The 20596-nt window shown below is 52.5% G+C and carries 23 protein-coding genes and 1 riboswitch; of the genes, 8 read left to right on the plus strand and 15 right to left on the minus strand.

The window, feature by feature from the left end; genetic code table 11:
• Window positions 1-7: 7 nt before the first annotated feature.
• Together ACMZ66_RS17615 and ACMZ66_RS17620 are read right to left on the minus strand one after the other, a co-directional pair.
• Window positions 8-445: a MerR family transcriptional regulator gene (locus ACMZ66_RS17615; RefSeq protein ID WP_416939142.1), complete on the minus strand. Its 438-nt coding sequence runs from the start codon at window positions 443-445 to the stop codon at window positions 8-10.
• Between the two features lie 120 nt (window positions 446-565).
• Window positions 566-2059 (minus strand): hypothetical protein, encoded by a 1494-nt coding sequence (locus ACMZ66_RS17620; RefSeq protein ID WP_416939144.1) that lies wholly within the window; start codon window positions 2057-2059, stop codon window positions 566-568.
• A gap of 217 nt (window positions 2060-2276) precedes the next feature.
• Between ACMZ66_RS17620 and ACMZ66_RS17625 the strand changes: the two genes are divergently transcribed.
• Both ACMZ66_RS17625 and ACMZ66_RS17630 read left to right on the plus strand, forming a co-directional pair.
• Window positions 2277-3062 carry a DUF4198 domain-containing protein gene (locus ACMZ66_RS17625; RefSeq protein ID WP_416939146.1) on the plus strand — a complete coding sequence of 262 codons (786 nt, stop codon included), beginning with the start codon at window positions 2277-2279 and terminating at the stop codon, window positions 3060-3062.
• Between the two features lie 82 nt (window positions 3063-3144).
• Window positions 3145-3828 (plus strand): hypothetical protein, encoded by a 684-nt coding sequence (locus tag ACMZ66_RS17630; protein ID WP_416939148.1) that lies wholly within the window; start codon window positions 3145-3147, stop codon window positions 3826-3828.
• Here ACMZ66_RS17630 and ACMZ66_RS17635 read toward each other — a convergent pair.
• From ACMZ66_RS17635 to ACMZ66_RS17660, 6 genes are read right to left on the minus strand one after another with little or no spacing between them, the layout of a single operon-like run.
• Window positions 3825-5264 carry an MFS transporter gene (locus tag ACMZ66_RS17635; protein WP_416939150.1) on the minus strand — a complete coding sequence of 480 codons (1440 nt, stop codon included), beginning with the start codon at window positions 5262-5264 and terminating at the stop codon, window positions 3825-3827. The genes ACMZ66_RS17630 and ACMZ66_RS17635 overlap by 4 nt on opposite strands.
• A gap of 50 nt (window positions 5265-5314) precedes the next feature.
• Entirely contained in the window at window positions 5315-6025 is a 711-nt protein-coding gene (locus ACMZ66_RS17640) for an energy-coupling factor ABC transporter ATP-binding protein (RefSeq protein WP_416939152.1), read from the minus strand.
• Window positions 6009-6806: a cobalt ECF transporter T component CbiQ gene (cbiQ, locus tag ACMZ66_RS17645; RefSeq protein ID WP_416939154.1), complete on the minus strand. Its 798-nt coding sequence runs from the start codon at window positions 6804-6806 to the stop codon at window positions 6009-6011. The genes ACMZ66_RS17640 and cbiQ overlap by 17 nt, the downstream gene beginning before the upstream one ends.
• Window positions 6803-7411, minus strand: coding sequence for a cobalt ABC transporter permease (locus tag ACMZ66_RS17650; protein WP_416939156.1), 609 nt, complete (start codon window positions 7409-7411; stop codon window positions 6803-6805). Before ACMZ66_RS17650 ends, cbiQ begins: the two co-directional genes overlap by 4 nt.
• Window positions 7404-8072 (minus strand): cobalt transporter CbiM, encoded by a 669-nt coding sequence (gene cbiM, locus ACMZ66_RS17655; protein ID WP_416939158.1) that lies wholly within the window; start codon window positions 8070-8072, stop codon window positions 7404-7406. The genes ACMZ66_RS17650 and cbiM overlap by 8 nt, the downstream gene beginning before the upstream one ends.
• Before the next feature lie 18 nt (window positions 8073-8090).
• Window positions 8091-8888, minus strand: coding sequence for a DUF4198 domain-containing protein (locus ACMZ66_RS17660; RefSeq protein WP_416939160.1), 798 nt, complete (start codon window positions 8886-8888; stop codon window positions 8091-8093).
• Window positions 8889-9057: 169 nt separating this feature from the next.
• Window positions 9058-9255, minus strand: a riboswitch (cobalamin riboswitch).
• Between the two features lie 152 nt (window positions 9256-9407).
• Between ACMZ66_RS17660 and ACMZ66_RS17665 the strand changes: the two genes are divergently transcribed.
• Window positions 9408-9950: a DUF924 family protein gene (locus ACMZ66_RS17665; RefSeq protein ID WP_416939162.1), complete on the plus strand. Its 543-nt coding sequence runs from the start codon at window positions 9408-9410 to the stop codon at window positions 9948-9950.
• A 66-nt stretch (window positions 9951-10016) separates the two neighbouring features.
• On the opposite strand, the gene ACMZ66_RS17670 is transcribed toward ACMZ66_RS17665, so the two are convergent.
• Complete coding sequence (locus ACMZ66_RS17670) at window positions 10017-11081, minus strand: glycosyl transferase family protein (protein ID WP_416939163.1); 1065 nt, start codon at window positions 11079-11081, stop codon at window positions 10017-10019.
• A gap of 24 nt (window positions 11082-11105) precedes the next feature.
• Entirely contained in the window at window positions 11106-11882 is a 777-nt protein-coding gene (gene yaaA, locus ACMZ66_RS17675; protein WP_416939165.1) for a peroxide stress protein YaaA, read from the minus strand.
• Between the two features lie 194 nt (window positions 11883-12076).
• Between yaaA and ACMZ66_RS17680 the strand changes: the two genes are divergently transcribed.
• Window positions 12077-12397 (plus strand): peptidylprolyl isomerase, encoded by a 321-nt coding sequence (locus ACMZ66_RS17680; RefSeq protein WP_416939167.1) that lies wholly within the window; start codon window positions 12077-12079, stop codon window positions 12395-12397.
• Window positions 12398-12482: 85 nt separating this feature from the next.
• On the opposite strand, the gene ACMZ66_RS17685 is transcribed toward ACMZ66_RS17680, so the two are convergent.
• From ACMZ66_RS17685 to ACMZ66_RS17695, 3 genes are all read right to left on the minus strand, one after another.
• Window positions 12483-12833, minus strand: coding sequence for a DUF1491 family protein (locus ACMZ66_RS17685; protein WP_416939169.1), 351 nt, complete (start codon window positions 12831-12833; stop codon window positions 12483-12485).
• Complete coding sequence (locus tag ACMZ66_RS17690) at window positions 12834-13619, minus strand: peptidoglycan DD-metalloendopeptidase family protein (RefSeq protein ID WP_416939195.1); 786 nt, start codon at window positions 13617-13619, stop codon at window positions 12834-12836.
• Window positions 13620-13712: 93 nt separating this feature from the next.
• Complete coding sequence (locus tag ACMZ66_RS17695) at window positions 13713-14198, minus strand: hypothetical protein (protein WP_416939171.1); 486 nt, start codon at window positions 14196-14198, stop codon at window positions 13713-13715.
• 211 nt (window positions 14199-14409) lie between these two features.
• Here ACMZ66_RS17695 and ACMZ66_RS17700 point away from each other — a divergent pair, with 211 nt between their 5' ends.
• Entirely contained in the window at window positions 14410-15087 is a 678-nt protein-coding gene (locus ACMZ66_RS17700; RefSeq protein WP_416939173.1) for a DUF599 domain-containing protein, read from the plus strand.
• A 70-nt stretch (window positions 15088-15157) separates the two neighbouring features.
• Here ACMZ66_RS17700 and ACMZ66_RS17705 read toward each other — a convergent pair whose 3' ends face one another.
• Window positions 15158-16345, minus strand: a complete 1188-nt coding sequence (locus tag ACMZ66_RS17705) for an MFS transporter (protein ID WP_416939175.1) — start codon at window positions 16343-16345, stop codon at window positions 15158-15160.
• 391 nt (window positions 16346-16736) lie between these two features.
• Here ACMZ66_RS17705 and thrS point away from each other — a divergent pair, with 391 nt between their 5' ends.
• Window positions 16737-18674: a threonine--tRNA ligase gene (gene thrS, locus ACMZ66_RS17710; RefSeq protein WP_416939177.1), complete on the plus strand. Its 1938-nt coding sequence runs from the start codon at window positions 16737-16739 to the stop codon at window positions 18672-18674.
• Window positions 18675-18752: 78 nt separating this feature from the next.
• Here thrS and ACMZ66_RS17715 read toward each other — a convergent pair whose 3' ends face one another.
• Window positions 18753-19481: a DUF4126 domain-containing protein gene (locus tag ACMZ66_RS17715; protein ID WP_416939179.1), complete on the minus strand. Its 729-nt coding sequence runs from the start codon at window positions 19479-19481 to the stop codon at window positions 18753-18755.
• A 119-nt stretch (window positions 19482-19600) separates the two neighbouring features.
• On the opposite strand from ACMZ66_RS17715, the gene ACMZ66_RS17720 reads away from it, so the two are divergent.
• On the plus strand, window positions 19601-20083 hold the full coding sequence (locus ACMZ66_RS17720) for a tetratricopeptide repeat protein (RefSeq protein ID WP_416939181.1): 483 nt from the start codon (window positions 19601-19603) through the stop codon (window positions 20081-20083).
• Window positions 20084-20192: 109 nt separating this feature from the next.
• Window positions 20193-20585, plus strand: a complete 393-nt coding sequence (locus tag ACMZ66_RS17725) for a hypothetical protein (protein ID WP_416939183.1) — start codon at window positions 20193-20195, stop codon at window positions 20583-20585.
• Window positions 20586-20596: the final 11 nt, after the last annotated feature.

The following is a 20596-nucleotide window of genomic DNA, read 5'->3' on the forward strand; positions in this document are numbered from 1 at the left end:
GCTCAGATCACGCACCTTCGGCGACGAGCTTTGCCTTGATGTCGGCTAATGCCTTTTCCGGATCAATGCCCTTTTCACGCAGACTATCGACTGCTTCGCCTTCAATCTTGCGCAGCTCCTGAAGGGTTGTCTGAACGTCTTCAAGCTGCTGTTCAAGTTCTTCGATACGGCGACGCCCAACCAACATCAGATGGGCCAGTTGTTCAGAACGGCTACGATCCGCATCATAGAGATCGATATATTCCTTGATGTCCTCAAGCGAGAAGCCAAGACGCTTACCACGCAGAACAAGCATCAAGCGCGCACGGTCACGGTAATTGTAAACACGTGTTGCCCCGGCACGCTGCGGCGCCAACAGGTTCTTGGTTTCGTAAAATCGAATGGCACGCGGGGTAATGTCGAACTCTTCGGCCAGCTCGGTAATGCTATAAAGCTTATCGTTCATGTTTTTTCTTAATTAATGAATGCGGTCCTGCACCATCGCAACTTTCCGACATTACAGTCAACAAATTTACGCATACGTAAGCTTAAAACACCCTGTGCATGACATTACGAGGACGTCGCATTAATCATTAAGCACCGGCAAGGACCGCACATATTCAAGATCGACCGGAACATAATCTGGTCCCGCAATCACTCTTCCATTGGTGACTGCCCCTGGCCAAGATTTGGCATCACTTTGCCAAATCGTGCCATCTGGCATTGGGATAGTCTGCGCATCTGTATAACCTTCTCGATGTTCTGGGCGCAGATCAAAACATCCGCCCAAACCATCCTCAAACAACGGTATATCAGACGGACGCGGATTGCTTAGAACCCCATCATAGGGCTTGAACACGTCCGGATAGGTCACGTGATTGGCAAGATCGCCTGAGAACGTGACGGGCATGGGGCCGTCTGCAGACAGATAAAGCTTATCAGAAGGCCCAAAGAATGATTGATCAAGCGGCATCATGTCGTCGGGCAGTTTTGTCGGGTCTGCATGTTCAATCGCATTGCGGGCATTGATCAAGCCGCGCGTCTTGCCCTTCTTGATGTATTTCTGGCGCAGGAAGAAACTGTTATGCAAGCAAGCTGATGGATAATCGGGTTGCGGTATTGATCCGCCCTTACCCAGCTTGAAGACAGCACCGCCATTATATTCATCGCCTTCCGGACCAGGGCGGCTGTCAAACCAGCAGATATTTCCGAAATAGTACCAAAACCCGCCGCGCACGCCGTCCTGCGAGAATAGCTTGTGGCAGTTGTAGAACCTGTTACGCCCAATCCACCAGCCAATGGCGGTTGCTTCGGGCTCGACCGGGTTATCGCGAATATATCGAAAGCGGTTATCAAGGATCCGAACGTCACGATTAAAACTACCGACTGGTGCATCCAGATTGTGATGGGATACATCCATCCGAACGCCGTTGTAGCAATCGCAAATGTCATTCCGGATGATCTCGACATCACCGGCAATATCATCGGATCCGAAAAATGCGCCGTTCAGGTATCGATATTCGACTTCGATGACATTACCTTCTTCGTCCTTGCCATCATGTATCTCGTCCCATCGCAGTTTCCGCCAGATTTCCGGTTCCTGCACCCAACGGCAGTCGGAGATGGAAATGCCGCGCGTTTCCGGACCATTGGCGTAAAACGCATAGGTTCCAGCGGTAATATCAAGGTCACGGAATGCAAGGTTATGGCTGTTTTCAATGTAGAACGCGCTAGGCCAGGCCTGTTCGATGGTGAACAGCTCAATCCGGATATGTGCAACCTCAATGAGCTGAAACACGGCGTAGCGGCCCCTGCCCGGATTGCTGGCGGAAACGGAGTTATCTGGCTTCTGTGCTGCATTAATTACTGCACCGGGCTCACCCCGCACAATGATCGGATGATCTGCTGTACCGCTGACCGGGAACCTGATCGGTTCTTCAAAATGATAGCTTCCGGCGATCATTCGGATCATTTGGCCCGGACAACTTTGCGCGATTGCCTGATCCAGTGTCTGAGTTGGACGTAATTTCGCATCAATCCAATGATCAAGCCCATCGCTTGATACGTAAACCACTTCCATACCCGTCCTCCCATTGTTGGTTTTACAAAACCATACTTCAAAACCACGAGAACACCAGTATGCGATTGCAACCAGGGGGCTGACTTATGCTACCTGGACGCAATCAAAATAATGAATCATACCTTTTGCAATTTGTTATGAAATCTTTTAAATCAACATCATGCCAACGTGCGCACCGGGCATCGACGTATGAGATTTCCAAACAAAGGACCCTTCAATGTCCCTCGCTACCGGACTTTTTTCCAAACTGTCGCTTTCTTTGATCATTTCTGCCGCTGCAACAAACACCGCTTATGCGCACTTCCAGAAGATGATCCCTTCAACCAACGTTGTTGATCAGGAAACCGGTCGCACCGTTACGTTTGATCTGACCTTCACCCATCCCATGACGAACGGCCCTGCTATGGAAATGGCCAAGCCGTTGCAGTTTGGCATGCAATTTAATGGTGAGAAAACCGACCTTCTGGGCAGCCTTACGCCCAAGTCGGTTGATGACCAACCCGCATTCGATGCTGATGTTCAGATCAAGGCACCGGGTGGCTATGCCTTCTATGTTGAACCAGTCCCCTATTTCGAACCGGCCGAAGGCAAGTTCATTATCCAGTACACCAAGACAATCATTGATGCCTATGACGCTGGCGAAGACTGGGATCAGATGGTTGGCTTCCCGGTCGAGATTGAGCCGTTGACCCGCCCTTACGGCATTTGGACCGGCAATATCTTTTCCGGCATGGTGCGACATAACGGCGAACCGGTTCCGTTTGCAGAAGTTGAAGTTGAATATGCCAATGACGGCAGCATCACTTTGCCAAACGCAACCTTTGCGACACAGGTTATCAAGGCCGACGCGAACGGTATTTTCCATTATGCCATGCCGAAAGACGGTTGGTGGGTCTTCGCTGCCCTGATCGAAGACGGCACCATGCCAGCACCACAAAGCGGCGACGCAGTCCCTGTCGAGCGCGGCGGTGTTCTGTGGGTCAAAACCGACCCCATGAACTAATCGAATTTGGGCAGGTTGCGTCATGCTCCTGCCCAAAGCCTTTCGAATACCTGACCCAAATATCTCGGAAATCGTTTTTGCAATGTTTACCCAGTTCCGCTTGTTCGCTTGGCTTTTGATCGCTTTGGTTATGCTGCCGCTTCTTCCTGCGCAGGCCCATAACCTGAACGTCTTTGCCATGAGCAACGGCGATCAGATTACCGGATATGTGTATTTCACCGGTGGCACACGCGCAAAACAGGCCGAGGTGGAGCTTCGCCATGGCGATAGCAGCAGCGAAGGCGCGCAGGTTCTTGTTTCAACCAAGGCTGACGATCAGGGAAATTTTGCCTTCAGCGTAAGTCATCGGGCGGACTACACAGTTTTCACAGATACCGGTGATGGGCATGTCGCGAAATTTAAGCTTTATGCGGACGACTTTGCCGAGAACCTGCCAATCGCAGATGTGAATGCACCTATCACGGTAAAAGAGCTGCATCTGGCGCAAACCGTTTCAGAACCAGCATCAGATGAACCCGCCGCAACCACCTACGCGACCAAATCCGTCGGTCTGAAATCGCTCAGCCGGGATGAACTGACCGAACTGATCAATCATGCTGTCGCACGTCAGGTTGGGCCGCTGCGCGAGGAAGTTAATTCTTATCGCAATGATGTCAGAATGTCTGATGTCATGGGTGGCATCGGCGTGATCATTGGAATTTTCGGCGTTTCGGCGTGGATCGTCGCCCGCCGCCAGGTCCGCAATCACTCAGCCAAGCAATCCTAAACCCGCTCACCGCCCTCAACCGGCCATCTTGTGTGATGGCTGTCGATGACAAAGCGATGCTTATGCGTCACTGGCGGGTGGTAATGTCTGTGACGGTGCTTATCCGAACCATGGTCGTGATCATGATCTGAATGCAGGTGCGCAGAGCTTTCTGATGCATGCGCGTGCCCATGATGCGGATCATCATGATTATGAGGATGCTCATGCCAGAAACCCGAATGGCTGTGATGGATTTCAAGCGGGTCTTCACGCGGCCACATCCCCCTTGCGATCAGTGCACCCACAATCGCCAACCCACCAGACACCAGAAACGCTGCAGACAGCCCCACAAGACTGCCCAACCAACCAATCACCCCATAGGCAATCAGCCAACCGCCATGGGAAAGCGCAAAGTTCGCAGCGAAGAACGCGGATCGGTCGCCTGCCCCGGCCGATCGTTGTACCAATCGGCCCCCGGGCGTCTGCGCAAATGTTGTTCCTGCACCAGCAATTGCCCATAGCACGCCAAAGGCGCCGATAACGGTAACGCCCGCCATCATCAACCCGGCACCAACAAGCATCGCCAGTGCTGCGACCACAATCCCCGACAGCATTAGGCGACGCTCGCCCACCGCATCAATGATCTTCGGGATCGCAAAGGCCGCCAACATCGAGCCACCACCTGCACAGGCCAGAAATGCCGTGGTGAGAAGCTCACTTCCCCCCAATGCACCGCGGGTCAAGACAACGGTATTTACAATGATCATTGCCCCGACGCAGGACACAGCAAAATATACGGCCAAAAGCCCGCGCAGGCGCGGTGTTTTAAGATACGCCGCAATCCCGAAAACTGTGTTGGCATAAACACCACCTTCGCGATCGGTGTCAGCCGCCTTTGGCACTCTGGTCGTCACGATCAAAATGGCCGACATCGCAAATGTCAGACTGTTGACCATGAACAAACTGTCAAACGACCAGACAAACAACAATCCCGCTGCCAATGCAGGACTTACAAGGTTTTCCAGATCATAAGCCAAGCGGGCATAAGAAAGCCCCTTGGTGTAGGTTTTCTCATCCTCAAGGATTTCGGGAATAATCGCCTGAAAAACCGGTGTGAATGCAGCAGATGCCGCATTCACGACAAACACCAGCACGAAAATCTGCCAAATCTGATCAACAAATGGCAGGCACAAGACGATGGCTGCACGCAGGATATCAAGGCCGACGAGCCAAGCCCGTCTTGGTAACAGGTGTGCCATACCGCCCGCCACCGGCGCGATCACAAGATAGGCCACCATCTTAAGAACAAGGATGGATCCCAACACGCGTCCGGCATCCTCACCGGCAAGATCAAATGCCAGAAGTGATAAAGCCACCGTCGTTAAACCTGTCCCGATCAACGAGGTGATCTGGGCGGCGAACAAATGGCGAAAGGATGAAATGGAAAACGGCGACATATTTAACACCATCCTGGCCAATGGGCATTGGCTTCATTACGCCTTATATTTCAAAGCGTTTCAAATGACTGCTGATCCGAACGTTCAGAAGCCGAGCATTTCTTTGCACCCTGCTCACTAAGCTTGCCACCGCGTAATTCCATCGTGCGGGTCGCCAACTTCCGGCGGAAATGCGGGTCATGCGAAATCAGGATCATGGCCTGTGGGAGTGCGAGCAGGATTTCTTCAAGCCGGCGCATGTTTTCTTCATCAAGTGCATTGGTCGGCTCATCCAGCAATAAGACATCAGGCTTCATTGCAAGAACGGCTGCAACCGATACAAGGCGCTTTTCACCGCCAGAAAGTTCATGCGTGATCCGTTCGCGCAGATGGGTCAGATGCAACTGTCCAAGAACCTCGTCGACAATTGCCAAAGCTTCTTCGCGACTGGCACCAAGGTTCAGTGGGCCAAAGGCGATGTCTTCAACCACCGTTGGACAGAACAGTTGATCATCCGGGTCCTGAACGATGAAGCCGACGCGACAGCGCAGATCATGAAAATCCGCCTCGCTTACGCGCGGTGTGCCAAATGCACTAATTTGACCGCCATGGGGCTTTATCAGGCCGACCAGAATTCTCAGAAGCGTGCTTTTGCCTGCCCCGTTTGGTCCGGTGATAAACAAGCGTTCGCCGGTCTGTAACGACAAGCTAACCCGATCCAGCACCTTCTGTCCGGCACGATAACCGTATGAAATATCGTTCAGTTCAATAAGCGAAGACATAAATACGATCCATCAGGACAAGAGCAGTAACAACAATCAGGAAGAAAGCGGCAAGCGCCCCATCACGCGGCCGAAACGTCAAATCATCAATCATGGGGAAATGGCCGCTAAAGCCGCGCAGTTTCATTGCTTCAAGCACACGTTCGGCACGCTCAAGCGACCGTACCAGCAACATCCCAAACAGATAACCAAAAGACCGATATGTGTGGGCGTTATTGCGTGCCTTAAACCCGCGGAGCTTCATCGCCAGCCGAAGTCGATGATATTCATCATGCAGCACCGAAATGTAGCGCACAGTGAACATCATCAGATGCACCAGGGCCGCCGGGCATTTCAGGCGATACAACGTATGACCAAGCGCAACCGGTGTCAGTCCTGATAGCAGGCTTAGCATCATCAAGACCACAGCATTGGCACGAACACCAATCAGTACCGCATGCATAAGCCCTTCTTTACTGGCATCCGCCCCCAGCACCGCAAACATCGGTGTTCCAGGCGTTGTAAAGGGTAACATCACCAGCATCACGATGATAAAGCCATCCATCGCAGCCATTCGCTTTAACGTAATGCGCCACGGCAAATCGGTCATTTGCATCGTTGCCAAAGCAATACCGAACGCCATCAAGGCAAATTCAATCTGCTGAAGAGCCACAACCATTACAGCGAACAAACCAGCCGCCACCACGCGAATACGCGGATCAAATGATCCAACGAAGGATGGCGGTGTCGCACCGGCCCCCTGCACGCTTAGCGGTTGGTCATGCCCGAAAAGATGGCTCATGGCTTGGTTGCTTTGGCTCTCATACGTCGTGCTGCAAGGTAATAGGCAATTCCGAAGAAGCCGAATATATAGCCAATGCCGCCCAGAATCGATTGCAGATCGTTCTTTTCCTTATAGGCGGTGATTTCACGCCGCAACGGGCGGAGCTCATCACGTACGATACTGGCAATCAGTTCTTCCTGCTCACGCGTGATCGCCCGGCCCGCATCGCCAGCAGCATTCGTGTTCACACCATTGGACATCGATGCTGAAACGCTGTTTTCTTGCGAGACACCAGAAGGAACTTCCATCAGTTCCGCGATTGCAAAACTCGTCTCTGCAACATGGCCTGCTCCAAGATCGGCGCGAAACACCAGATCAACTTTTCCGGTCGGGGTATAGACGAAGAAACCATCCGCATCGGTTTTAACCTCGTCGATCTTGTTTCCCTGCGGATCAAACACTTCAACCAATGTGTCCGCGGCCATATCACCGTTGGAGAAACCCACTTCCCCTTCAACATCAGAGCCACTTGGAAAAACAGAAGCAATCACCTTATGGGCTTGCGCGGCCCCGGCATGAAACACCAACCCGGCAAGCATCAGGCCAAATAGCAACCTAGCCATTATTCGCCTCGCCAGCCGTGCTTATGGCAACTTCGGTCGGGACAAATTCGGTCGCTTCGTCATTGCTTGTCAGCAACTGAGGTTTGACCTTCATGATCAGATAAACCGCCGCAGCAGAAATCAAACCTTCGACAACCATCACCGGAATATGCGCAAAGAACACAAGCTTTGCCGCCGGAATGAACGCATCCCCGCTTAACCCCAAGGAAATGGCGACGAATATCGTGGTCAGGGCAATTGGTAATGCGCCTGCAAATCCGCCCCAAATCGCGGCAACTTTGGGGTTACTTCGTGATATGACACTGCGGAACAAAAGGCCTGCAATCACCGCAGGAAACGCGATATTGACCGTATTCACGCCCAACACCGTCAAGCCACCAAACCCAAAGAAGATCGCCTGTAAAAGCAGACCGACAAACAAGGCCGGAAATGCGGTCCAGCCAAGCACAAGCCCGGCAAGACCGCTCATGATCAGATGCACGCTGGATGGCCCGACCGGCACATGAATGAGCGAGGCAACAAAGAACGTTGCCGACAGCACACCCGTCGCCGGGATTTTGTCGATCGGAAGCTTCCGCAAGCCAAGACCAAGCCCGGCCACCGCAAGAACGCCACCACCAATCAAAACTTCAGGTGCAAGCGCACCATCAACAATATGCATCTGTCTCTATCCCCAAGCCTATTTCACATCATAGGCGCGAACCCACAGGACCGCATCCTGTGAAAGCTCTTTTCCCTGAAATTCTTTATCAGGGCCGCTGCCTAGTGCCGCAAATCCCCAGAAACCGGCTTTCGGCACACCAAAAGTGAAATAGCCGTTCGCATCAGATATCGCGACAATTGCGCCACCGGGCATTGGTGATGCTGTTGGTGGCTTGGGCGTGTTGGTTTCCATATCCGGCTCGGCTGCCATGTATTCGATTTCAATCTCGACACCAGCAGCCGGTTTGCCTTCACTCAGAACCTGTCCCGTAAATGTCGAACCCGCGACGATGTTGGTCGGTCGGTTCAATGGCAGGATTTCTGTTTTCAATCCCTGCGGAGACATCCAGTCCGTCGGGATTTCGCTGCGATTCACATAGGATTTCGTGATCTGCTGGATATAGATATCTTCGCTTTGCTCAAGATACGGTGCTGGCACGACCACCATCACATAATCGCCACTGCGCTTAAGCGTCAATGTACCGTCATATGCCGCAGCCGCGTTCGCAAATCCGGTGAAGGTAATCGGTGAAAGTGTTGATTTTAAATCAATAACTTTGCCACGATTAACCGCATAAAATTCCAGCGGTTCGGCCATGTCCATAACATGCCCATTCTCAAACGGATGCCAGAAGATGAGCTTAACCGGCGTTTCACCGGGCTCGGCAACATTCACTTCTGGCGTATAGGCCAACTGGAAATGGGCTTGGGCGGGCAATGATGCCGCCAGCAGACAGGTACTTGCCACGGCAAGTCTGCTTAGAGTTTTAAACATATAATCGTCTCTTCCAAAAACGATGCGCGCGAGCAATCAGCCCAACGCACAGGTTAGGATAAAGAACGATAGGATGGCTGGAAGCAAGATTACCGGTTTCACCAGGATACCGCATTTCCCCGCAACCTGACGCTCACCCCGGCGTCCAACAGTTTGAATACCCGTCCGTCAAGATCGGGCAGTCCAAGGCAGGTCTCCTGGCTCACGGTTTTAAAAGCATCACGCCTTCCCGGATTTCTCCAGTGGCAATTGCAATGCTCGGACCGCTTACAGTTGCGGGGGCAGCCGTGGCTTTGTCATGGATAACGCACCACGTTCCCTTTTAAGCCGACCCATACGGGCCAACACCCAAGACAGCGCCATATTCCATGTGGGCCTGATCAGTGTCAACTCTTTGCCCATCCCAAGACCGATATTCTTTTCATCCGGGCAGCTTGACCTGTTTCCAGCACCCGGCGAAAATCACCGTCAATTCGAAAACAAGCATGACGTGCTTAAAACCTCACGGGCGGAAAAAGAATGACACCGGAAACAGTCCTGGTCTTTTGGTTCAAGGAACTCGAACAGAAGCAATGGTTCATCAAGGACGAGGCCCTTGATCGCCATATCGCGGAGCGCTTTGCAGATTTTCATGCCGCAGCCGCTGCTGGCGAGCTTTATCATTGGCGCAAGAACGCCCATGGCCGCTTGGCCGAGATCATCGTTCTTGATCAGTTCTCACGCAATATGTACCGCGACGGGCCACAATCCTTTGCCTCTGACCCGATGGCATTGGTTTTGGCACAAGAAGCCGTATCGCTTGGAATGGACAAGAAACTCGTCACCCCGTTCGAGCGCGCGTTTCTGTATATGCCCTATATGCATTCAGAGTCCGAGCTTATCCACGAAGTCGCGATGGATCTGTTCGCCCAGCCGGGGCTCGAACATAATTATGAGTTCGAGATCAAACACAAGAAGATCATTGATCGCTTTGGGCGTTACCCGCATCGCAACGACATTCTGGGACGAGAATCCACCACTGAGGAAATCGCGTTCCTCAAGGAACCCGGGTCATCATTCTAAAAGCAAAAAGGGACGGATTACCGTCCCTTTTCTTTTGGTCATTAGCGGTCACGCACGGTTGGGTGCTTACCCAACATCACGATCGCGATTATCCCACCATTCCTGGGCAAGGTTTTCGGCCTCATCCATGTAATCTGCTTTACCGGCAAGGAACGCTCCCATCGCGGCACTGCCCTTGATCCGGGCTTCTGCAGGCTGATCTTCAACATCGCCACGCCAGACCGCTAGGAAGTGCTTCAGGGTCACCGGGCTTTGATCGTCCAGCTCCTTCTCGCTTTTCGAGAGCATCGCAGGCCAACGCACGTCACACAGTTCGCCATTATCAAGCATACGAAGATCTACATGCTTGAACGGTGTACGCTCCGCCTCGCCGCCACCGCCCTTGATCACACCAATTCGCGGTAACGCCAAAAGCTTGCCTGTTTCCCGATGGACATCCAGAAACGCCGGATGAAACACACCCAGGAACGCGGCACGCGCCTGAAGCGGGTTCAACAAACGAAGCAGCGTATTAACGGGGCTGCGCAGTCCCAGCAACGATCGCAGACCAATCAGTTCCTGAAGCTTCGGGTGCATGTGGCGCAGCGGCAAATAGGCAAAGCCCTTTGCTGCGATATCCGAACGCGCTTCTTCTGCCGACATGGCAATCGGAAGCTTAAGCGCCTTGATTGCGGCTTCTGTCCCCACACCGTTTACCAGATGCGTGTTATAGCCATGCATCAAGACCGGAACGCCATTCTGCGACAGAAGATGGGCTGAAAGAACAAACCATGGCAAACCACGCGTACGGCCTGCGGCATAGGACGGCCAATCAAGCATCGGCTGTCCATGTGCGTTTTCATCAGAACCTTCGTCGGGATCAAGGCGCGCTGCCTTGCGCACCGCTTCAATCATGCCAGCCAATTCTTCGGGGGTTTCCGCCCGATAGCGCAGCATCAAAAGAAATGCGCCCAGCTGGATGGGTTCGACCTCATCGCGCAGGATCATGGAGAAGGCTTCATACGCCTCCTCACGGGTCAGACTGCGTGAACGGCCCGGCCCACGGAAGAAAGTCCGCAAATAACCCGAAAACGGATGCGCTTCGGGCAGATGGTTTTCTTCCTCGAGCTGTTCAAGATGCTCGTCGGTCATCAGATTTCACCGATAAAGTTATCGTTATTGGTCATGTACGCGGGTAAAGACCCACTCGTTGTCGTTCGACAGATCGTCCTGATAGGAATACCCGTCAACATTGAACTTCTTGAGTTCCAGCGGGTTTTCGATCCGGTTATCGATCATGTAACGCGCCATCATGCCACGTGCGCGCTTTGCTGAGAAGCCAACAACCTTCGACGTGCCACCTTTGACTTCCTTGAAGACAGGCGTAATCACCGGACCATCAAGCAATTTGGTTTTGACCGACTTGAAATATTCGGTCGATGCCAAATTGATCAGGCTGCGGTCTTTGTGGCCGTTGGTGAGCGTATTGATCTCGGTCGCGATTTTATCGCCCCAGAAAGCATATAGGTCCTTACCACGCGGGTTTGCCAGACGCGTGCCCATCTCAAGACGATAAGGCTGCATCAAATCGCGCGGTTTCAAAAGACCATAAAGGCCCGAAAGCATGCGAAAATGATCTTCGGCCCAATCAATGTCATCAGACTTCATGGTGTCGGCATCAAGGCCGACATAGGTATCACCGCGGAAAGCAAAGATCGCAGGCTTTGCGTTGGTGCGATCAAATGGTCGAGAAAAATGCTGGAAGCGTTGAAAGTTCAGATCAGCAAGGTTTTCGCTGATTCCCATAAGCTTCATCAAATCGCTGCGACTTTTTTTGCGCGCGACTTCAATAAGTTCCTCGGTATCGTCCAGAAATGCGGGTTGGGAAACGGCCATTTCCGGCACGTCCGTTTCGAAATCCAGCTTCTTGGCCGGGGACACAACAGCAAGCATCAATCTGCCTCTTCTCTTTCATCTCGGTTCAATTTGTCGTAACAAGCCACAAGGCATGGGCAATGTCTAGGGCCCAAGCCCATGTACAGGAGTATACGGCTGTACATGGATTTGGACCCTTGGCGTTAACCATAAACTTCTAATCTTGCAGAAAATCCGTCAGGTGCAAGCATTGACGGAAGAAAGGACCAGTTATGAGTGAACAAGTTCGCGCGTCGCACATTCTTCTGATGTATGCCGGTTCGGCACGTTCGACCGCTACCCGTACCAAAGAAGAAGCATTGAACGAAATCAATGCTCTTAAAGATCAGGTCGCAAACGGTTCCGATTTCGCAGAACTGGCAAAAGCTAACTCTGATTGCCCATCCGGCCAGCAGGGCGGCGACCTTGGCTTCTTCGGCCGTGGCATGATGGTTCCGGAATTCGATGCTGCTGCATTCAGCATGGAAGTCGGTTCGACCTCTGACGTGGTTGAAACCGATTTCGGTTACCACCTGCTGCAGCGCACCGCCTAATTCACTTGCGCATCGCTGAAAGATTTAAGGCTGGCACAATGTTGCCAGCCTTTCTCTTTATCTGTGTTTTGGACATACATGTTGCTCAGAAATCGACAATCGGCGCATCGAGTTCGTATTGCGCCTTGTGATCTTCAATCTCCAGCACCCAGACATCACGATCAAAGCCGGTTTGCTTGCGACAATATTCATCACAGGCAAATTCGGTTTCACGCCCGCCTTCCGGACCACCGGCAACCTGCATCCAGCCCAGATCACCATCAAGGGTCGTCACACGCGAATAGACAAAGCAGCCACCATCAAACCGGTTAAGCTTTAACAACACCGCACCGGCATCTTCATTGCCCTTATGGGCCACCATCGCAGTGATCAGCGATGACTGGCAAATGGCAATCTGGCCACGGACCCAAAGGCCTGCTTTCAAACGCGGCTGCATTTAACTTCCTTCCCGGCTGGCAACGACATTTTCCGGCATTTGCAGGATCAGGTTCGGGTCTGGACAGATACTGGCCCAAACATCCCATTCAGACGGCTTGGCCGCGCCAAAGAAGTCCCCTTCCCGACCCAGCATATCGAACATGATCTGAAAATGCAGATGCGGGATCCAGTCACCATTGATCGGGAAATCGCCAAACTGGCAAAGCAACTCACCGGCCTTGATTTCTTTACCCTTATAAAGCCCATCCAGCGACGGGCGGCTCAGATGGCCATAAAGCGTATAGAACAAAACACCAGGTGCCGGTTCATGCTGCAAAATGATGGTCGGGCCGTAATCGAGATGGAGGTTGTTATCAGCAAAGCTGTGCACCACACCATCGAGCGGTGCGAAAACCGGCGTGTATGCTGGTGCAAACAGATCGATGCCCAAATGCTGGCTGCGGGCTTCGCCATCGTTCTTGAATTGCTCGGACTGATAGCAAATGCGGTCTTCACGATACCGACCGACACCAACCGGCGCATTGGCATCGCGCAGTTGCTGCCACATGATTTCGGTCTGCCGCGCCGGATCGCTTTCACCACCGATCACCACATCACCATTTGCCGAAAAATCATAAACGATCTTGGGGCAGGTTTTCAGATCGCATTCCATAACTGAATGGAAGATGCCTGCGTTATCCGCAAGCCACTGCCGCAAAGCAACAGCCGCCTCAACTGGTTCAAGGCCCTGTTGGTGGCGTTCAAAGTAGGTCTGCAGTCGTTTTGTGGCTTTAAGTGGCATCATGGCGGTCACGGTGCAGCTCCGAAACAGAAAAAGGCAGGGAAATGTCCCTGCCTTTTGCCTACATGATAATCTGCCTGAACGGCAAGTACTGGCTTACCAGTTGGTCACTTCATATTCGCACGATACGTCGTCATCGTCGGTATCGGTCAAAGCAACCGTCAGGCGGCGCATCTGCGGGTTGAAGCGTTTGATGAAGTTCAGCAGCAGAAGCAATTCTTCGGAAAGCTCGCCCGCATCTTCGTCATCTTCATCGAGTTCGCAAAGTTCAACCAGTTCAAGGAACAAAGCACCGAGCGCGCGCTTGACGTCTTCGCCGCCTTTAAGGCCACCGGTCAACTCGCCCAGCGGTGACAGGTCGATTTCGAGCTTGCGCAAGTTCGCGCTCATCTGGTCGATGGCGTCTTCATCAAGCACCATTTCAGCAGCAATCATATGCGTGCCGACTTCGTTGATATTCATGAAACCAACGAATTCGAACAGATCGTCTTTGCTACGACCTTCGTCCAGCAGCTTCTCGGTATGGGCTTCGAATTCTTCGAAGTCGATGTCTTCGCCAAGATCGTTCTCAAGATCGCTCATGTCGCTCTCCAATCAAAATTTGCGCTGCTGATACTCTGGATTGGGCGAAAACTCAACCCGCACTGGCGATATGATGATCAGCCATGCATGTTCCTCATCCCCGCAATTTGGGACTTGTCAAAGAAGATTGCGAAGAATAACGCAATGTCAGTAGGATAAAAAACAATCTGAGCCGTAAGGCCGAACCACTTTGTCACATATGGACACCGCCATGCCTGCCTTTACCATCCTTGATATTATTGCAATTTGTTGGGCATTCGCATGGTGGATCGGATACACGATCTTTGCAGACGCAAGCCCGCGCCGTCGCAATTCCATTTCCGCCCATATGGCGCGCAATCGCCATCGCTGGATGGAACAAATGCTTAAACGCAACATCCGGATGGTCGACACTTCGATTGCAGGCAACCTGATCACCGGCATCAGCTTCTTTTCATCGACCACAATTCTGGTTCTGATCGGTCTGGTCGCGTTGCTGGGCTATACGCAAAAGGCGATTGAAACTGTATCGGCCCTGCCCTTTGCCGCCGTCACTACGCCGGGTGTTTGGGAATGCAAGGTCGTTCTGTTGATCGTGATCTTTATTTATGCGTTCTTTAAATTCACGTGGGCGTTTCGCCTGTCGAACTATTGCTCAATCCTGATTGGTGCCGCACCGGACCCGGACGAACCCGATGCCCCGCGGGCTGCTGCACGCGCATCTCGCATGAGCATGATGTCGGCCCATAACTTCAACCGTGGCATTCGCGCCTATTTCTTCGCGCTTTCGGCCCTTGCCTGGTTCTATCACCCGGTTGCCTTCATCATCTGCGCGACATGGGTCACGTTGGTTTTATATAACCGCGAATTCAGATCCCACGCGCTGGAAATCCTGAGCGGTCATCATTGATCAAACGAGTAGCGCACAGCAAAAAGGGCCGCATCTGCGGCCCTTTGTTTTTTTCGTGATCAACTTGGTATCAAGCGGTCTGCGCCTTACGGCGGATTGCATAACCAGCAACGATGACCAGAACCAGTCCGACCGGTAGTGCCGCACTATAAAGAAGCGTCAACCAGCCTGACCCGGCATAGATCGTTCCAGCCGACAGCGATGCAATTGCAACCGTCCCAAAAACGGCAAACTCGTTGATGGCCTGAACTCGTGCCTGTTCAGAGGAACGATAGTTTTCCGTCAGGAACGTCGTCGCACCGACAAACATGAAGTTCCAGGCAACGCCAAGAAGCACCAACGACACCCAGAAGTTGGCCATCAAATCCTGCCCGGATAAACCAACCGCCAAACACGCAAAATTCAGAAGCGCACCGACCTGAATGATCTTAAGCGCCCCGAACCGTTTGATCAGGTTGCCGGTAAAGAAGCCAGGCGCATACATACCAACCACGTGCCACTGGATAATGAAGGCTGCATCGCCGAACGCATAATCGCAATCAAGGATCGCAAGCGGTGTTGCGGTCATCACAAAGCTCATCACCGCATAGCCAAGCGCACCGGCGACAATTGCAACCATCACCGCAGGCTGACCCAACACCGTTTTAAGAGGCCGGGCCAGTTCGGCATGCTTGTGACCGCGCATATCTGGCAAACGCAGTTGGCCAATGGCAATCACCAACAGGAACTGTAACCCAATCAGAGCAACGAAGGTGCCAAGAAACGGCACGGTATCAAACCAGCCACGCGCAAAGCTTGCCAGGTTCGGCCCGATAAAGGCCGATGCAAGACCACCCAACATGGTGTAGGAAATCGCACGTGCACGAAATTCCGGTGGGGCTGCCTCGGCCGCGGCAAAGCGGTATTGCATGGCAATGGCATTACCAGCACCAATACAGGCACATGCAACGCATAACAGCCAGAAATTCCCGTAATAAACCGATCCCATGCCGGAAACGGCACCCAGCATCGCAATGCAGGCGCCCATCCAAAAGCCGAACTTACGTCCGAACTTTGCCATCACCATGGCCGATGGTGCAGTCATCGCCATCATGGCAATCATCATGAATGCCACAGGCAGGGTCGAAAGAGATTTATCCTCTGCCAAGGAATAGCCAATGACAGCGGCAACGGTAAAGATCAGTGACATTGCGCTGGCGGACAATGCCACGCAAAGACTCAAGAACATGATATTCCGGCGAACTTCCGGACTGGACATGTGGGGCTCCCTAGATTTTGGCGGTGGTGGCGCCTTTGTTACGTGACGGCTGATGGGGTCAGGATCGCTTTTCCAAGTGCATGACAAACATGATCTATTGTCATCGGCTTGTGCCTTGCTCTTGAAGTTTCACCTGTTATATTGGCCTATCACTTATCGGGATACTATCAATGAACGGCTTTGCCGACAAAAAGTTGATTTGTAACGAAACCACTGCGCGCCAGATCGGCGATGCGGGGTTCTGTGCTGTCCCGAAAGTCGCTTTTTTCAAAGAGCGAACTTGACCTCATCCTGAAATTCCTTTTCTTGTGCATTTACCCCGCGTAAACATGCGGGTCATATATGTGCATTACTGAATTATGCCCGCAGATAAAGCAGAGTTGAGCCAACCATGATTGCCCTGACCCTTCCCGATGGTGCCGTACGCGAATTTGACGGCCCTGTATCGGGGTTCGATGTCGCCAAAAGCATCAGTTCTTCACTGGCAAAGAAATCCTTTGCCATCATCGTCAACGGTGAAGTGCGCGATCTCGCGCGTGAAATTGACACTGACGCGACTATCGAGATCGTGACCAAGGGCCATGCAGAAGTTCTTCCGCTGATCCGTCACGATTGCGCACATGTCATGGCAGAAGCCGTTCAGGAACTTTATCCTGACACGCAGGTCACCATCGGTCCGTCCATCGAAAACGGCTTCTATTACGACTTTGCGCGTAAAACGCCGTTTACGCCTGACGATCTGGTGAAGATCGAAAAGCAGATGCACAAGATCATCGAGCGCAACGAGCCGATCGTGCGTGAAGTCTGGGACCGCAATGAAGCGATCAAGTTCTTCCTTGATAAGGGTGAGGACTACAAAGCCGAGATCATCCGCGATCTGCCGGAAACCGAAACCATTACCTGCTACCGTCAGGGCGACTTCATAGACCTGTGCCGCGGTCCGCATGCACCGTCGACCGGCAAGATTGGTAAGGCCTTCAAACTGATGAAGGTTGCAGGTGCCTATTGGCGTGGTAACTCCGATAACGAGATGCTGCAGCGTATTTACGGCACCTGCTGGGAAAGCAAGGAAGACCTTGATGCGTATCTGCACATGCTTGAAGAAGCAGAAAAGCGCGATCACCGTCGCCTTGGCCGCGAAATGGACCTCTTCCACATGCAGGAAGAAGCCCAAGGCTCTGTCTTCTGGCATGACAAGGGTCTGAAGCTTTATCGCAAGGTCGAAACCTATATCCGTGATCGTCTTGATGCGGCTGGGTATCAGGAAGTCCGCACCCCGCAGCTCGTCGATCGCGTGCTTTGGGAAAAATCCGGTCACTGGGAAAAGTTCCGCGAGAACATGTTCACCACGACCCCGGATGAAGATGATCCCGAAAAGGTTCTGGCGCTCAAGCCGATGAACTGCCCGTGTCACGTGCAGATCTTCCGTCTTGGCAGCAAGTCCTATCGTGACCTGCCGCTGCGTATGGCGGAATTTGGTTGCTGTCACCGTAATGAGCCATCAGGCGGGCTGCATGGCATCATGCGTGTCCGTCAGTTCATTCAGGATGACGCGCACATTTTCTGCACCGAAGACCAGATTGTTTCGGAAACCAAGATCTTCTGTGACCTTCTCAAGTCGGTTTACAAGGACTTCGGCTTTACCGACATTCTTGTGAAATTCTCCGACCGTCCGGAAGTTCGTGCCGGTTCTGACGAAATTTGGGACAAAGCCGAAGCAGCCCTTCGTGAAGCCGCTGAAGAAGCTGGTCTCGCCCTTGAAGTCAATCCGGGCGAAGGTGCTTTCTATGGACCGAAGCTTGAATTCGTGCTGCGTGATGCGATTGGTCGTGACTGGCAGTGCGGGACGCTTCAGGCAGACTTCGTTCTGCCGGAACGCCTTGATGCGTCTTACATGGGTGAAGATGGTGAAAAACACCGTCCGGTCATGCTGCACCGTGCGATCCTTGGTTCGCTTGAACGCTTCATCGGCATTCTGATCGAAAACTATGCCGGTCGCCTGCCGCTATGGCTGTCACCGGTTCATGCAGTTGTCTGCACCATCACCAATGATGCGGACGATTACGCACATGAAGTCAAAGCAGCCCTTGAAGCCAAGGGCCTGACGGTTGAGCTCGATACCCGTAACGAGAAGATCAACTACAAGGTCCGCGAACACAGCCACGCCAAGGTCCCGATGATCCTGGCACTTGGCAAACGCGAAGCCGAAGAAAAGACCGCGTCGGTTCGCCGCATCGGCTTCAAACATCAGAAGACTTTCGGCATTGACGAACTTGGCGATGCGATGGCCGCTGAAATTCGTGACCGCGTGATCGAAGCCGATTTCTGATCAGAAATCATATCCAAAAAAGCCCGCAAGTCATAAGCTTGCGGGCTTTTTCTTTATCCGAATGATGAGATCACATCTTTAACGCGGTGGCAGCTTCGGATCGCTTCCGGGCAAAGATGATTGGCTGTCAGCACCTGATAGACTAATCCGCCCGCCTGTCATTCCTTGCCCGCTGGTTTGATAAGCTTTGGCCTGCCCGTAAGCCGCCGTCGGATGACGCGCATTGCCAAACACCTGCCCGATGAACCGCCAAATTTTCGGCACCAGCCAAATCAGCAACAGAACAAACACAGCAAACAGCACAAAGAAGATCACCGGGTGGAAGACAACGGTGTAAAGCGCCCCGAATACGGCGGCATCTTCTGCGACAGACGCGATGCTGTTACTGACCGGTTCAGGCGATGTGTTGATCGCCGCCCGACTTCCCGCCTTTGTGAAGTGACTTCCCGCAGCAATTGTACCACCAACCAGCAAACCGATTGCTGTTTGCGCACCCTCGCCCAGCCCGGCATCAAGACCACTCATGGCACCAGCTGCGAGCAACGCGCCGGCCGGAATGCGAATAAAGGTATGGATGGCATCCCATACGCTATCAACGATTGGAATTTTATCGGCAACGAACTCAATCAAATACAAAAAGATCGCCAGCGCCAATACCCACCAGCTGCTTAATATCTGCAATTCCGGCGGCAAATCCAGAAGTCCGAAATTGTCCATCATCCCAAGAATGACGACAGTTCCATACAGATTGACACCACTGGCCCAGGCACCGCCCATACCAAGCGCAAGAGTTTCTATTACTCCCAATGAACATGCCCTTTCATTGACATATTTCTCACCAACAAGTGACTAGGCAAAACCAACAGTTGTGATAAATCACACATCCAGAGCGTCCTTACGCACGTAATGTAGGCATGTGACGATCAATGAAAGGTACGACGATGAACCGCGATGGTGAAACCCCAAAAATGATCAAGGCCTGCGCAGTATTGATGATGCTTGCCAGCCCGCTTGCCGCAACCAGTGCCTTGGCAATGGGCAGCTCCGACACCTGGAGCTCAGAAGGCACCGACCTTTCTGCCGTCACCGAACTTGTTGATACCGGCATGTATGACATGGCAATCGACAAGATAGAAACCATGCTCAAAGACGATCCGGAAAACGCAGACCTCTACAATTACCTTGCCTATAGCCAGCGTAAGATGGGTGATTTCGAAAGTGCTGCCCAGAACTATGAGCGCGCATTGATGATCAATCCGGAACATGCGGGCGCCCTTGAATATCAGGGTGAATTGTTCCTGCAGACCGGCAAACCGGAAATGGCGCAGGAAAACCTGGCTCGCCTCGCACAGGTTTGCGGCACCGATTGTGCTGAATACAAAGAACTCTCTGGCAAGATCACCAATTGATCTCGATACCGAGAAAAATGAAAACCTATTCGTTAGGATAGGTTTTCATTTCCCAGCAAAAGAGCCATATGTCGCTGCGTGACAGGTCTTCAAGCATTGGGAAGTATATATGTCTGACGCGATCATGAAGAAAAGCTACACAGTCGTTTGTGTACGCTCTACCGGTCAGCAAATGGAACTGGAAACTGTTTCCGACTACGCAGCGGCGATTAACTCCGCCAAGGAAGCGCTGACCAACAAGAACAATACCGAAGTTCGCGTGATCGAAAGCAAGTACGATCAGGCCACCCGCAAAGACAAGAAACAAGTCGTCAAAATCCTGACGCCTGAAAGCACCGGAAGTTCGGGCGGTGCATCATCTGGTGGACGTTCTGCGGGCCAAAGACCCGGTGTTTCCCGTGAAGTTGCCAATCAAGCGACCAAAAGCATCATCAACATTGTTATCGCCGTAACTGTCTTGGTTCTGCTGGCCGGGATTATGATCCCATTGATGATGCGCTAATCTACTTTTAC

This window comes from Thalassospira sp., from assembly GCF_048059015.1.
Classification (GTDB): Bacteria; Pseudomonadota; Alphaproteobacteria; order Rhodospirillales; family Thalassospiraceae; genus Thalassospira.

Excerpts from the sequence above, each read along its gene's own strand:
- thrS (WP_416939177.1), top strand. The coding sequence starts at position 16,737 with ATGATTGCCCTGACCCTTCCCGATGGTGCCGTACGCGAATTTGACGGC.
- ACMZ66_RS17635 (WP_416939150.1), bottom strand. The coding sequence starts at position 5,264 with ATGTCGCCGTTTTCCATTTCATCCTTTCGCCATTTGTTCGCCGCCCAG.
- ACMZ66_RS17670 (WP_416939163.1), bottom strand. The coding sequence starts at position 11,081 with ATGACCGACGAGCATCTTGAACAGCTCGAGGAAGAAAACCATCTGCCC.
- ACMZ66_RS17700 (WP_416939173.1), top strand. The coding sequence starts at position 14,410 with ATGCCTGCCTTTACCATCCTTGATATTATTGCAATTTGTTGGGCATTC.
- ACMZ66_RS17680 (WP_416939167.1), top strand. The coding sequence starts at position 12,077 with ATGAGTGAACAAGTTCGCGCGTCGCACATTCTTCTGATGTATGCCGGT.
- ACMZ66_RS17690 (WP_416939195.1), bottom strand. The coding sequence starts at position 13,619 with ATGATGCCACTTAAAGCCACAAAACGACTGCAGACCTACTTTGAACGC.
- ACMZ66_RS17640 (WP_416939152.1), bottom strand. The coding sequence starts at position 6,025 with ATGTCTTCGCTTATTGAACTGAACGATATTTCATACGGTTATCGTGCC.
- ACMZ66_RS17625 (WP_416939146.1), top strand. The coding sequence starts at position 2,277 with ATGTCCCTCGCTACCGGACTTTTTTCCAAACTGTCGCTTTCTTTGATC.
- ACMZ66_RS17725 (WP_416939183.1), top strand. The coding sequence starts at position 20,193 with ATGTCTGACGCGATCATGAAGAAAAGCTACACAGTCGTTTGTGTACGC.
- ACMZ66_RS17660 (WP_416939160.1), bottom strand. The coding sequence starts at position 8,888 with ATGTTTAAAACTCTAAGCAGACTTGCCGTGGCAAGTACCTGTCTGCTG.
- cbiM (WP_416939158.1), bottom strand. The coding sequence starts at position 8,072 with ATGCATATTGTTGATGGTGCGCTTGCACCTGAAGTTTTGATTGGTGGT.
- ACMZ66_RS17685 (WP_416939169.1), bottom strand. The coding sequence starts at position 12,833 with ATGCAGCCGCGTTTGAAAGCAGGCCTTTGGGTCCGTGGCCAGATTGCC.
- ACMZ66_RS17620 (WP_416939144.1), bottom strand. The coding sequence starts at position 2,059 with ATGGAAGTGGTTTACGTATCAAGCGATGGGCTTGATCATTGGATTGAT.
- ACMZ66_RS17615 (WP_416939142.1), bottom strand. The coding sequence starts at position 445 with ATGAACGATAAGCTTTATAGCATTACCGAGCTGGCCGAAGAGTTCGAC.
- ACMZ66_RS17695 (WP_416939171.1), bottom strand. The coding sequence starts at position 14,198 with ATGAGCGATCTTGAGAACGATCTTGGCGAAGACATCGACTTCGAAGAA.
- ACMZ66_RS17720 (WP_416939181.1), top strand. The coding sequence starts at position 19,601 with ATGAAAGGTACGACGATGAACCGCGATGGTGAAACCCCAAAAATGATC.
- ACMZ66_RS17650 (WP_416939156.1), bottom strand. The coding sequence starts at position 7,411 with ATGGCTAGGTTGCTATTTGGCCTGATGCTTGCCGGGTTGGTGTTTCAT.
- yaaA (WP_416939165.1), bottom strand. The coding sequence starts at position 11,882 with ATGCTTGCTGTTGTGTCCCCGGCCAAGAAGCTGGATTTCGAAACGGAC.
- ACMZ66_RS17665 (WP_416939162.1), top strand. The coding sequence starts at position 9,408 with ATGACACCGGAAACAGTCCTGGTCTTTTGGTTCAAGGAACTCGAACAG.
- cbiQ (WP_416939154.1), bottom strand. The coding sequence starts at position 6,806 with ATGAGCCATCTTTTCGGGCATGACCAACCGCTAAGCGTGCAGGGGGCC.
- ACMZ66_RS17705 (WP_416939175.1), bottom strand. The coding sequence starts at position 16,345 with ATGTCCAGTCCGGAAGTTCGCCGGAATATCATGTTCTTGAGTCTTTGC.
- ACMZ66_RS17630 (WP_416939148.1), top strand. The coding sequence starts at position 3,145 with ATGTTTACCCAGTTCCGCTTGTTCGCTTGGCTTTTGATCGCTTTGGTT.